Source organism: Alkalinema sp. FACHB-956 (assembly GCF_014697025.1).
Taxonomy (GTDB): Bacteria; Cyanobacteriota; Cyanobacteriia; order Leptolyngbyales; family Leptolyngbyaceae; genus Alkalinema.
Genome location: NZ_JACJRC010000014.1, coordinates 58789 through 70863, shown reverse-complemented (window position 1 = coordinate 70863; position 12075 = coordinate 58789). Strand labels below are relative to the sequence as shown.

The window sequence follows — 12075 nt, the reverse complement described above, 5'->3', positions numbered from 1 at the left end:
TCCGTCGGCATTCTCCTAGGACCTGGGTTACTCCAGAAGTGCCAACCGATCAGCACCCACCGACTGAAGCACCCACCGACTGAAGCACCTACCGACTGAAGCACCCACAGAATTCCGTAATTTTCCTGAACTTCCGATTAAACGTCTGAGATTTTCCGGTGAAATGAAGAAAAACTAGTAGAGGGAATACATTACGGCACTGGGTTTGATTCCATCGTGCAGTGAGTTCCGAGTGCAATCTGGCCCATGCCTGATTCCATCTGTTTGCTTTATCACCTATGAAACGTTCATCCCTTCGGCCTTTCAATACTGCCACTGTTTGCACGTTGTCGCTCTTGGCCACCTGTGAACTCCCCCAAGCGGCCCAAGCGGCCCACCTTCCCTCGGAAGCGACCCCTCCCAGCACTGAAGCCAATCCCTTACGATCGAGCGAACCGATCCCAGCAAAAGTGGTTGCCATTGCCACGCCGGAAACCACGGCTTCCCCAGCGATCGCAGCTTCATCCCAGCAGACCAGTTCCAGCGACGCTTGGCAGATGTCCCCCTCTGTACCAGCATCGGCGGAATCGAGTCAGCAACCTCTCGCGGCGACGGCCCTGGAAACGGCTCAAACCGCGATCGCCCCCGTTGCCTCCCCCGAAACCTTACCCAACCCGGTATCCCCAGTGTCCAGTGGGATCCTCGCGGTACCAGAAGCCGCCAGCCCAACTTCAACGATCGTGGCTACCACGGGGGATGCCTCTACAGAGAATGTTGCTAAGGTTGAAGTTAGCGGCCCCGTCAAAGTTGAAGTCAGCACCCAGGGGATTCCGCCGATTACAGAATTGCCACCGCGCGTTGCGTTGCCCTCCAAACCCCTCCTCCCCGGCAACTTTGAATTTCCAGTTCAATTGGGTCAAACCGTCGATCGCACGATCACCAGTTCTACCCCGATTACGGATCAAACGGGCGTCACCGCATCGGCAGCGAACCTCTCTCCCCGGCTGATGGTGCTGATGAAATTCCTGAAAACAGTGCCGCCGGAGATCAACATCCCCTGTAGCCGCTTCCAAAGTACCGATTGCAGTCCTGTGGTTGGGCGAGCCGACTATTTTTCCGAACCGGGACTTTCGTTGTTACAGGAGGCCCCCAATGTCATGCCGCAAATTCCAGCCAATACCGCACCGTTGGCTCGCCGTCGCCTACGAATGACGATCGAAGAATTGCAACAACTGGAACAACAGCAGAGCCAGTCTCTCCAAGCCTGGGCAGGCCGGATTCAGCAATGTTTGACGGAAAAACCGAAGTTGTATGTTCTGAGATCGGACGGAGCGCAATTACCCGTCTACTTTGATGGCAAGGAAGGCACGATCGTCCGCAATGGGGACGGTCGTGCGGTGTGTCCTGGCTAATTCAGGCCAGTCTCATTGCAAGTTCCATGGACGAACGCTAGGTACCGCAAAAAATCCCTCTACGCATTGTGTGGAGGGATTTTTCAGGGTCTGAGCTGGGCAATCCAGGGTTACGATCGATAGATCGCCCGAGTTTTAGGGCCAAAAATAATCGTGTCACCATTCTGAAGGTGGGCCCCAGAAATTCTCCGACCGTTGACTAAAATGCCGTTCGTACTGGGTTTTCCCTCTAAGCCCCCATCGGTAATTTGATAACCAGTTTGGCCACCGGGGCGTTCGATTCGATGCAGCACTGCATGGAAGCGTGATGCATACTGCGATCTCAGGCAAATTTCGTTCTTGAGATCCCGACCGATCGTGTAATAGTCCTGGGTTAGAGCAATTTCCCACTCCCCTTGCTCATCTTCCACAACCAGCCGAGGCTGTAACAGTGGCACCTCCAAAGCAGGGGGCACCAAATATTCTTCAAATGTTGTTTCTTCACCGTCCACCAAGGTTTCTTCGGTATAGCCGGCCCCATACCACACCGGCTTGGTGGTGGGAGGTCGCACCGTCAAACCACATTGCTGCACCGCCAGGGTTCTGGCTTGGCGGGTCAGGGGATCATCTGGATGCAACTCCAAGGCAAAGTCATAACTCTCGATCGCCTGCGCAAAATCCTTCAGTTCGACCCAGGCATTTCCTCGATTGCGCCAAGTGACCGCATTATTCGGATCCAGATCGATCGCCGCTTGATAACTGCTCAGGGCCACTTCCGGCTTTTTCGCCCCATAGAGCAAGGCATTTCCTCGATGGTGCCAAGCCGAAGCGTAGGTAGGCCGCTGCTGGATCACCCGATCGTAGCAAGCGAGTGCCGAGTCATAGTCCCCTAACCCGTATTGGAACGCATTCCCCCGATGCAGCCAAATTTCCACCCTGGCATCCTGGGAGGGTTCATAGGTCAGGGCTTGCTCATAGCTGCGAATAGCTTCGGCAAAACACCCCACTTCCTCAAGTGCTAAACCTCGCTCATACCAGGCTTCCCAATAGTCAGAGCGAACTCGAATCACCTGATTAAAATGGGCCACTGCCTTATCAAAGTCACCGGCAGCCACACAATCTAATCCCTGACGAAACCACGTGAGAGACTGACCTGTCAGTGGAACACGACCCGTGTCAAGCATGACAAAATCTGAAAAATTCTTCAGCAGTTTGGAACATTTAGTTACTAACTAGCATCTTCCTTAGGAAGGGTTCTTGAGAACTCCATCTAAAGATATTTGCTTGATCCCTGACTGGCTTAGTGCTGACTCAATGCTCACGTGCCGACGCAATGGCTGAATGCTCACGTGTCGACGCAATGGCTGAATACTCACTTAATGGTTGAATGCTAACCCAGGTGCCACCCTAAGATCGACCTAAGTGCATTCTCTTAAGTACATTCTAATAAGTGCATCTTAAACGGTTAATACCTCGATCGTCGAATTCACGACCGTAGTCCCACGATCGTAGAACTACGATCAATGTAGCGCATTTCTTTTGGGGTGCGTAGAGAATTACTCAGGAATTACTTAGGTTTCCCCCCGATGACAATCTTGCAGAATTGCACCATTGCAGAGGCCGTCAACGATCGGAGGCTCACACGGGGGGCTTCCAGGGACTGCGCTAAGAATAATTGCCTGATCAGAAACTGCGCTAAATTAAATTTGCTAAATTCAGCAACCTGGGGATAATAGTGCTTGCTGTTACAGTTGGGTGGGTTCCGTTTGGGGAACGCCCGTCAATGGGGTCTGCGTCATGGTGAAGTTCCTGGGAGTTCAGACAAAGATCCACGGTCAGGCAATTGTGCGTGGAGGCATCCAACTATTGTGTGGGTTGTGGATGCTTTGGTGGGCGATCGGGCTGTCTGGTACACCGGCCATGGCCCAAAATGCCCAGACAGAGATCGATACACTACAACAGCAGCGCCAGCAAGTGGAACAGCAGCGCCAGCAAATCCAACAGCGGCATGACCAAATTAAAACCCTTGAAGGCATTACCCAGAAGGATCTCTCCGGGCTAAATCAAAAACTGAAGGTAACAACGCAAAAATTGCAGGCGACCCAGGCGAATCTTGAGCAATTGCAGGGGACCCTCAAAAATTTGGAATCCGAGTTGGCGCAGGTGGAGGAGCAGTATCGTGCTCGCCAGCAGGCGATCGTGGCACGGCTGCAATTTCTGCAACGGCAGCCCCATCGCCAAGGTTTGGCGATTCTGTTGCAAAGTCAGACGATCAGCGATTTTCTGAGTCAGCGTTATCGTCTGAAACGGCTCTATGAGGCCGATCGCAAGGCCCTGGTAGCTCTTAAGCAACAAACGGATCAACTGGAACAGCGGCGCAACCAAGTGGAGGCCCAGAAAAATCAAATTGCCGTCGTAACGCAGCAACTGTTGGCGCAAAAGAATGAAACCCAAGCGCAAGCAGACTACCAAAAGCAGATGATTACTCGCCTGAAGAACGATCGACGGGCACTCGAAGCGGCAATTGGCCAACTCGATCGGGATTCTGAGGCCATCACCCGCTACATTCGCCAGTACCAGGGCAAGGACTTCGGCGGAATTATTGTGCGGGGCAATGGTCAGATGAGTTATCCCATCGATGCACCCATTACCAGCTATTTTGGCTGGCGGATACATCCCATTTTGGGCTACGAAAAATTCCATGCAGGCATTGATTTTGGAGCCGATGAGGGAACTGTGATTCGCGCAGCCGCAGCCGGGGTGGTGATCTATGCCGGATGGTACGGAGGCTATGGCAATACGGTGATTATTAACCATGGCAATGGCATTACAAGCCTCTATGCCCACACCCAGGGGTTTTATCCCCAAGAGGGACAAGTAGTCCAAAAGGGGGAACCGATCGCGATCGTCGGCTCGACTGGGCTTTCAACGGGGCCGCACCTCCATTTTGAAGTGCGTCAAAACGGAGAACCGATCGATCCTGCCTACTATCTCTAATTTTTTGGCAAAGCTGTGCTATAATTAACAAGTGCGTTGAAAAACGTCAAGGGCATGTAGCTCAGGGGATAGAGCATCAGATTCCGGTTCTGAGGGTCGCAGGTTCGAATCCTGCCATGCTCGTTTATATAAAAAAGCGTCTGAAAACTTGAATTTCGGACGCTTTTATTTTGGCTCTCAATTCATTTTGTTGAACTCATGGAAGACCCCAGCCGCCTAAGCGGTGGGGCGTATCCAAACTGTGATGCATCCAATACAGACAATGAGACCCTTAAACAATCCAGTCAACAAAACAATCCAGTAAACAATCCAGTTTCTAGGTTGTTTGTTTCTAGGTTGTTGGAGAGGCCCTAGGATTCCTGGGAAGAGGTTTCGGATCCTGAGTCCTGGGACACTTCAGCCGCTCCACTGGCCTTGGCTGCTTTTTCCTGTTCCCGTTGTTCCCGCTTCTTGCGTTCGGCTTCTACGAACTCGGCCATAGCTGCTTGAGCTTGGCTCACTTTCTCTAGGTTGCTACGGTAGAGTTCCAAGTCTTTTTGTAACTTGTCTGCTACCACATTTAAGCTAGTGCCCAACTTTGTCAAGGCTGCTTGTAGTTTCTCGCTATCTTTGATAGCTTCAGCATCCAGTTTTTCAAGTAGGGTATACAGCCCGATCGCAAAGAGACGACTGTATTTAAATTTCGAGTGGGAAGCAATCTGTTGCAGGGAGGCGAGGGCTTCTCCACCTTCTGTTAAGCCAACCAAGCCATCCCAGGAAGTGCCCCCCAATGCATTGATCAAGCGATCGGCGTCCTGGCGATATTGTTGGGGATTTCCATCGACCGCTTTACAAATGGCAGTGAAAATCGAGTCCACATCCTGTTCGGGTCGATAACCTTGCATGAACCGATCGAAGGACGTTACCACACCGAGCGCATAGATGGGATCATAGTGAAACTCAACGTTGACGGTCAGAAGATGCATTTCCACCATCAGTTCTTCCACAATACGACGGTAAATTGAATTCACCGGACGGGTGTGGAGACTATAAAACGTGCGCTTGGCATCGGAAACGGTACGGACAGTATTCACGGTAACTTCATGTGGGCAACATTCCCCATTGTGTCGCTTTGGGGGGAGTTTTGCCAAGGGAAATTTCCGGGGATGGGGATCAAACGTAATTCGCTGATCCCCCACGATCGTTGATTTTATGTTGACCTCTATTCTGCTGTCGCTTGGAGCAACTGATCCAACTGCCCCGATCGATCTAAGGCATACAGATCGTCACAGCCGCCGATTCCTTGGCCATTAATGAAAATTTGAGGGACTGTACGCCGCCCATCAGCTCGCTCGGCCATTTTGACGCGGGCAGCCCCATCCCCATCAATTTTATATTCGGTAAAAGGAACCCCTTTCCACCGCAGCAATAATTTAGCCCGAATGCAGTAGGGGCAGGTTTGCCAGGTGTACATTTCTACGATCGCGCGAACTTGGTCAGAGGTCTGGCCGGTCAAGAAATTGAATAGCATATTAAACTTTTATGCTGAAATCTTGTACTGAAACCTTGGAATGTCTCTCTATAACTGTACGCGATACTGCACACGCTCCATGGCAATGCAACACTACCTAGAATGCAGTATATGTAGTTTTTGAAATTGAGGGATCTACTGTGAGCGATCGGGGGATGAACCGCTAAATCATCAACCTCGTAATCGGCTAGCAGGCTAAATTGAGTCCCAATTCAATATCATTCACGTCACAGCCATTAATGTTTAGACAATTTCGCATAAATAGCAAAATCAATACTGAACCGTTGGCTTAACGTGCTGATCTACAGCACATCTATTCGCAATCATCAGCATCCACGAAAGATGCTGCAAGGGATTCACCGCTGGTGGGGATTAGGTTAATTTAACCGTACATTCCAAGAGCATTCGCTGATTTTCTAGGGAATAGGGATGAACCGTCAGGGCTTGCTGAAAAGCATGGATCGCTCTTCTATAGTCTTCCAACGCAACATAACAGAGTCCCAAGCCATGGAGCGCACCAAAATGGCTGGAATTTAACTGAATTACTTGCTGACAGTCTGAAATTGCTTGGTAATACCGTTGTTGCGTAAAGTACAAAACTGCTCGGCGATTCCAAGCTTCTGCGAAATCGGGCATGTTAGTAATCAACTGCGTCAAAATATTCTCCGCTTGATTGAACTCACCCGCTTGGAGCAGCACCTGAGCACGCTGCAACGCTTGATAGCCAATCATACCTTTCTGCTCAAACCAAATTCGCCACAACTCTTGCGTCGCAGATTCTCTTACGGTTTCTTCTTCATGTTTCAAGTTTTGCAGAAGAGAATCAATGTAAGCACTATCCATAGTTGGAACACACCAGAATTAGGAATTCAATCAATCAAAAAATCAGTTCAGTTATTAATAACTGTTTAGAAAACACAAACTTTAGAGATGAAGATTTGCAGATTGCTTAAGTTCCCACCACAGTTGACGAGAATTCCTGGGAGGGATTTAGTAACCGTTGATTCTGAACGGTATACTGACCAAGGTTAATCTAGAATTAGGCAAATTTAGAGCAAAGACACTCAGTATAAACACGGAATTTGCCAACTAATTAGACCGTGACATTACGTAAATCACCGTAGATACACGTAGAAAATGGAGGCTTGTATCGGGCTACCATCCGATCGGATGAGCCAGTAGAATGACGGTCAAAACGAAGGAAAACAAAATTTGGTTGTTGTTACGGAATCTGTAACGAGGTATCTGTAGGTATCGGTAGCAAATTTCAATCCAGCAGTCCACAAGGGAGTTATGGTTATGGTAAGCGGTGCAAATCATTCTCGTATTAGCAAAGTTCGCACTCAAGCTGAGCAAGATTTACTCAATTTATTGCTTCAGTCCGAAGGTACTTCTGTTCAGCAAACCATTGAGGATGTCGAGGTTACCATTCAGGAAGAGCCGAGTCATAAAATTGCCTATCCCTGGAATCCAGACCAATCACCGGAATTCTTTGCTGAAATAGAATCCAATCATCTTTTGCATGGGCTGGACGATCAAGAAATTACTGAACGAGCAGAGACCTTTTTCACAACCCTTGACCACCTATGGGACACTTCACTCCAAGCCAAATTGACCCGTAAGTTTGCGATGGTGCCTAAAAGCATTCTAGTCGCGATCGCTCAACGGGCAGAGGTCATCACCCAACAGGCAGAGGCGTTCGTTAGCAGTTCCAGTGATTTTGCAGGTCAGCTAGTGCAATGTGTGCAAACGAGTCTCCCCCTTTGGTCAGAGGAAGATTTGTACGTTTTTGCTCGGCCTGTTGCCTATGCGATGCGTGGCGAAGAACCCAAGTACGACTTTCCCCAGGATTGGCAAGCTCTCTCCGAGATTGATCAAGCCAAGTTGACACTCGCGATCGCGAAATATGCTCTCAATCTTGCCCAGCAAGAACAGGACTAATCATTTCCAGCTTGTTGACCAACGGAGTTCCGAATTCTTTGTCACAATCTTGATCGTCAAGGTTTCATTACAGGTCTTGTCTTTAAGGCTTGGCTCGCTTGGACGTAGATGATTTGTCATCGTAAATACATCATCTCTGTCAATGCATGGCAGCAGCATCGTAAGTTGCTACGATCGAGTCACTCGAATCGTGTATCAGCAACTGATTGACTCCAACTGATTAATTTCAACTGATTAATTCCAACTGATTAATTCCAAGCTATCCAGCCATCCAGCCAATTGGACAGTTCATTGGACAGTTCAGCGGAATCATTCCACTACTTAAAAATTGATTTGGGAATAAGAGATATTACTCAGCGGGATCTCTTATTCCGAAGGTGCTTTTAAACGAGTTGCAAAGTTGTTTGAACGGGTAGGAGACAGAGCGCGGGCCTTCAGAATGGCGGCTCCTAACCAAGCGTAGGACAGTAGACCCACCAGTACAAGGCCCAAGGGATTCACCGTTCCCAAGGTATTCCATAGCGCATGTAGCCCTGCGGCGGTGAGATACCCAATCCCTAAAGTTAACCAGGCCCGATCGGGTTTGAGGATACTGAGACCGATCGCATATCCCAGATATCCACTGTAGGCCACATGGCCAGAAATGGAACCCAAAAGCCGGGGAATCAGTAGGTGTAACCCTTGAAGCTGACTGATATCACCATTGGCTTGCGTGGCAGTGTATTCAACGATCGCAGGAACATATTGCCCAAGGGTTTCAAGGAGCGTAAATCCGATCGCCGAGGCCGCCCCCAGCAAAATGCCATCCAAGGGTTCTCGAATGCCAAAACGATCGCGCCAACTGTTCGATCGGGGATAGCCAATCAGACACAGCAGGATCAGGGGAAGGGCCTTAATCAACTCTTCCATTAACCCCGCCCCAAAGAACATACGGGTTAACAAACTGAAGAAGCCAATGGATTCTCCCGCTGCTGGTACCTGTCCCGGTAAGATGTTCCGGAAAATGACGGTGAACAATGGCAGAATTGGGCTTCGCAGAATCCCGATCGTCAATACAGCCGTGCCAAATAAAATCACCCAGGATTTGGTTTTGCCACAGAGCCGATAGACGACAAAATAGGCTGCAAAAGCTAAATAATTGGCCAACACAAAGTTGAAGGCCAGGGGTCGGCCCACGGTGACAAACAGGGTGACAACCGCTGCGATCGTGACTAAGGCGGGCAAGACATAGGCTTTTTGAGTAATTTCTAGCCCTGTAGAGAAAATTGGGAAGAGCTGGGTTAGCGTGACAGCATTACTCTTGAGGGAGGCACCGGAGTTGGGACTGGACGGAGCTTCGATCGCGGCAACGGGCAAATTAGCTGCTGGGTGAACGGATCCTCGATGGGAGACGGGCTCCGATAGTTGAGTAGCAGGATATTCAAATCGAAATTCTGGCCCCTGCTGCCCTAGGATAATGCGATCTCCAGGATGTAGAGTTTGGCAGCCCACAACACGGTGGCCGTTGACATAGGTTCCATTGGAACTGTTGAGATCACAAATCCACCAACTCGGCACCACGCCAGGCTCAGCAGCGGTGGGCCGAATTTCCGCATGGTACCGCGAGACGGTTCCATACAGAGAGGAATCAATTACAATTTGACACCTTGGATCCCGACCGATCGTAATGGACTCAGCAGAATCAATGGGATAGAGAGGTTGGCGTTCCTGGTGGGCACCAGTGGCATGCATCTGCCTGAGCAATGGGAGTGGGAGATGGTCATCGCCAGTCATGGGTGCTCCAGAAAAGCCCTGGGTAACTGGAAAGATGATGAGAAAACATGCTCTGCATCACCGGATACCATAGGGAGCTTGGGTTAAATGTCTTGAACACATTTTATAAGTTCCTGCTCCCATATTTATGAGGGATCTTTCCCCTTAATCTGGAATCGTTCTTCAACCATTGCGGCTGACTATCAGAGAAAAATGCCCAGTCTTTCCGGTGAACTGGGCGCAATCTAGGGTAGAACCTATTAAAACCTATGAAATTGAGTGAAATTGAGCAATTTTATCCAATTGATTTTATCCAATGGAGGGATTGGATAAACTGAGCTCAAACATTAGAAATTGGCCCGAGCGTCCTTAACCGCAGCCAGAAAAGCAATTACGGTGACAGGAAGACTGCCAATCAGGATCGCAGTCGTGGCCGCTTGGCCCCACTGGGGTATCCCAGAAGACAATTCAAAAACGCACCCTACCGCCGCGATCGCCGCAACACAGGAAATTGCCAGAAATAGACCACTCTTAGGCGTTAGCACAGGGAAACTCGCTTCTAAATAAATCACTTTACAAATTACAACTACTCTGACAGGACTGCCAATACAGCCCTGAACCATGGGGGACTCACTTCAGGAAGCGGTCACTGTTCGGTTACCTTAAGCAACTGGCTTTACCGCTTTGGCTGAAAATCCTTTTTTCGTTAACTCTTGGCCCAGAACTAGTTGATTATCAACGCGATCGACAAACAGCACGCCATTTAAGTGGTCAATCTCGTGCTGGATCACCCGTGCCAATAACCCGTCAGTTTGCAAAGTTTGTAATCGACCAAACTCATCTTTAAAGGTCACTTCGATCGCTTCAGGCCGATCCACGTCCATGTAAACACCGGGAACGCTCAGGCATCCTTCTTGCTCGCGGCAGACATCTTGGCTGACCCGCTTAATTGCGGGGTTGATCAGCACCATCGGAGGTTGCTTAGGATCATCGGGTTCAATATCCACCACAATGATTTGCTTGTGAATGCCTACTTGGGGCGCTGCAAGGCCAATCCCATTTTCGCTATACATGGTTTGCAGCATCTTGCGTGCAATGTCCCGCACTTCTTCATCCACCTTAGCGACTCGTTTAGCGGGCTGACGCAGCACCCGATCGCCCAAATGGTGAACTTCTAAGGGGGGTTTTTTGAGCTTAACTTTTTCGACAGCGATCGTGGATGTGGTACTCATGGGTGGTCAACTTACCCCAGAAATGATCTTGCTTACACCAATCAATCGGATTCAATTAAATCGGATTCAATCCGGATTAGTTTTATCTTAGCGGGTGTTTGAGCGTCGTTACCAGTGATCGGCCTACAATCCTGACCAATCTGGATCAACCTTCCTATAATGGCAGGCGGTAGCTGTCCAGGAAAAGTATGGGTTCGCTGTCCAGGAAAAGCATGGGTTCCAATCCCTGCTCCATCAGCCAGACTGACCTGTTTACTGACCTGTTTACTGACCTGTTTACAGCTTGCATGAAGCTGCTTGTGGGAAGCTGCTTGCTACTTGTCATCTCCCCATGGTTTTACTCACCGCTATATCTCTATGCTGCGATCGCTGACCAAATTGGACTATATCCTACGAGAAACCTGGCTAGGACTAAGGCGGGGGGGATGGATGAACTGGGCTGCCATCAGCACAGTTACCGTTTTATTGTTTCTCTTTGGCCTGAGTTTACAGACTAGCTGGCAGGTCGGACAGTTTCTTAATCAATTTGGCAATCAACTGGAGGTGACGGCCTTCCTGGAAACAGGGATTGCCGCCAAGGATATTCAGCCGATCGTCCAGAAACTGCCTGACGTGTCAAAGGTCGAGACGATCGGCAAGGAGCAAGCCTGGGCAGACCTGGTCAAAGAGTTGGGCATGACGGATTTGCAAGGGGCGACTCAACAGTTATCCGGAAATCCTCTAGTGGATGAATTACGGGTACAGGCTAAGTCAGCACCCACCGTTGCCACCGTTGCCGCCGCCCTGAAGCAGGTCAAGGGGGTGGAAACGGTGCAGTATGCAGGCGAAGCCGTCAAACAGGTGGCGGATTTGAACCGGGGCTTAGGGTGGATCAATTTAGGGGTAACAGGATTTTTAACCATCAGCGCGATCGCGGTGATTACGACTACTCTGCGCTTAGTAATTGCTGCACGGCGACAGGAAATTGAAGTGATGCGTCTTGTGGGAGCCACCCGTGCCTGGATTTATTTGCCCTTCATGCTGCAAGGAGTTGCCTTCGGCTTGGTAGGAGCAGCTACAGCTTGGATCTTGATCCACGGACTGCAACGATCGCTGACTCAGTTTTTAGTCCAGCAGGGAGACTTACTGCAAAGTTTGTTGTTACAAAATACGCCCTGGCAAGTGTGGCTCCTCCCCGTGATCCTATTGGGATTCGGCAGTACGATCGGGGTGCTGGGCAGCTTACTTGCAGTGCGGAACCTGGGACTACGGTCTTGACAATCCCCCCAGCATG

Annotated in this window: 11 protein-coding genes and 1 tRNA gene; 5 read left to right on the top strand and 7 right to left on the bottom strand. The window is 49.8% G+C overall.

Annotation, left to right across the window (positions count from 1 at the left end; all coding sequences use genetic code 11):
* The first annotated feature begins 278 nt into the window (after positions 1-278).
* A complete protein-coding gene (locus tag H6G21_RS15465; RefSeq protein WP_190574324.1) occupies positions 279-1391 on the top strand; it encodes a hypothetical protein in 1113 nt (370 codons plus the stop codon).
* 110 nt (positions 1392-1501) lie between these two features.
* Here H6G21_RS15465 and H6G21_RS15460 read toward each other — a convergent pair whose 3' ends face one another.
* Complete coding sequence (locus H6G21_RS15460) at positions 1502-2554, bottom strand: tetratricopeptide repeat protein (protein ID WP_242041852.1); 1053 nt, start codon at positions 2552-2554, stop codon at positions 1502-1504.
* Positions 2555-3167: 613 nt separating this feature from the next.
* Here H6G21_RS15460 and H6G21_RS15455 point away from each other — a divergent pair.
* Together H6G21_RS15455 and H6G21_RS15450 are read left to right on the top strand one after the other, a co-directional pair.
* Positions 3168-4367 carry a M23 family metallopeptidase gene (locus H6G21_RS15455; RefSeq protein WP_190574322.1) on the top strand — a complete coding sequence of 400 codons (1200 nt, stop codon included), beginning with the start codon at positions 3168-3170 and terminating at the stop codon, positions 4365-4367.
* Between the two features lie 50 nt (positions 4368-4417).
* Positions 4418-4490, top strand: a tRNA-Arg gene (locus H6G21_RS15450).
* 227 nt (positions 4491-4717) lie between these two features.
* On the opposite strand, the gene psb29 is transcribed toward H6G21_RS15450, so the two are convergent.
* From psb29 to H6G21_RS15435, 3 genes are all read right to left on the bottom strand, one after another.
* A complete protein-coding gene (psb29, locus tag H6G21_RS15445; RefSeq protein WP_190574321.1) occupies positions 4718-5440 on the bottom strand; it encodes a photosystem II biogenesis protein Psp29 in 723 nt (240 codons plus the stop codon).
* Between the two features lie 128 nt (positions 5441-5568).
* Entirely contained in the window at positions 5569-5877 is a 309-nt protein-coding gene (grxC, locus tag H6G21_RS15440; protein WP_190574320.1) for a glutaredoxin 3, read from the bottom strand.
* A 372-nt stretch (positions 5878-6249) separates the two neighbouring features.
* Complete coding sequence (locus tag H6G21_RS15435) at positions 6250-6720, bottom strand: tetratricopeptide repeat protein (protein ID WP_190574319.1); 471 nt, start codon at positions 6718-6720, stop codon at positions 6250-6252.
* 456 nt (positions 6721-7176) lie between these two features.
* Between H6G21_RS15435 and H6G21_RS15430 the strand changes: the two genes are divergently transcribed.
* On the top strand, positions 7177-7818 hold the full coding sequence (locus H6G21_RS15430) for a hypothetical protein (RefSeq protein WP_190574318.1): 642 nt from the start codon (positions 7177-7179) through the stop codon (positions 7816-7818).
* 366 nt (positions 7819-8184) lie between these two features.
* Here the strand turns inward: H6G21_RS15430 and H6G21_RS15425 are convergent, their stop codons facing one another.
* The 3 genes from H6G21_RS15425 to def all read right to left on the bottom strand — a co-directional run bounded on the left by H6G21_RS15425 (position 8185) and on the right by def (position 10802).
* The gene (locus H6G21_RS15425) at positions 8185-9591 is read right to left on the bottom strand and encodes a PrsW family glutamic-type intramembrane protease (protein WP_190574317.1); all 1407 of its coding nucleotides are present in this window, start codon (positions 9589-9591) and stop codon (positions 8185-8187) included.
* 326 nt (positions 9592-9917) lie between these two features.
* Positions 9918-10115, bottom strand: a complete 198-nt coding sequence (locus H6G21_RS15420; protein ID WP_190574396.1) for a hypothetical protein — start codon at positions 10113-10115, stop codon at positions 9918-9920.
* A 117-nt stretch (positions 10116-10232) separates the two neighbouring features.
* Complete coding sequence (gene def / locus H6G21_RS15415) at positions 10233-10802, bottom strand: peptide deformylase (protein WP_190574316.1); 570 nt, start codon at positions 10800-10802, stop codon at positions 10233-10235.
* A gap of 357 nt (positions 10803-11159) precedes the next feature.
* Between def and H6G21_RS15410 the strand changes: the two genes are divergently transcribed.
* Complete coding sequence (locus H6G21_RS15410; RefSeq protein WP_190574395.1) at positions 11160-12059, top strand: ABC transporter permease; 900 nt, start codon at positions 11160-11162, stop codon at positions 12057-12059.
* Positions 12060-12075: the final 16 nt, after the last annotated feature.

Coding starts and splice junctions, on each gene's coding strand:
- H6G21_RS15465 (WP_190574324.1), top strand. CDS start 279: ATGAAACGTTCATCCCTTCGGCCTTTCAATACTGCCACTGTTTGCACG.
- H6G21_RS15460 (WP_242041852.1), bottom strand. CDS start 2,554: ATGCTTGACACGGGTCGTGTTCCACTGACAGGTCAGTCTCTCACGTGG.
- H6G21_RS15455 (WP_190574322.1), top strand. CDS start 3,168: ATGGTGAAGTTCCTGGGAGTTCAGACAAAGATCCACGGTCAGGCAATT.
- grxC (WP_190574320.1), bottom strand. CDS start 5,877: ATGCTATTCAATTTCTTGACCGGCCAGACCTCTGACCAAGTTCGCGCG.
- H6G21_RS15435 (WP_190574319.1), bottom strand. CDS start 6,720: ATGGATAGTGCTTACATTGATTCTCTTCTGCAAAACTTGAAACATGAA.
- H6G21_RS15430 (WP_190574318.1), top strand. CDS start 7,177: ATGGTAAGCGGTGCAAATCATTCTCGTATTAGCAAAGTTCGCACTCAA.
- H6G21_RS15425 (WP_190574317.1), bottom strand. CDS start 9,591: ATGACTGGCGATGACCATCTCCCACTCCCATTGCTCAGGCAGATGCAT.
- def (WP_190574316.1), bottom strand. CDS start 10,802: ATGAGTACCACATCCACGATCGCTGTCGAAAAAGTTAAGCTCAAAAAA.
- H6G21_RS15410 (WP_190574395.1), top strand. CDS start 11,160: ATGCTGCGATCGCTGACCAAATTGGACTATATCCTACGAGAAACCTGG.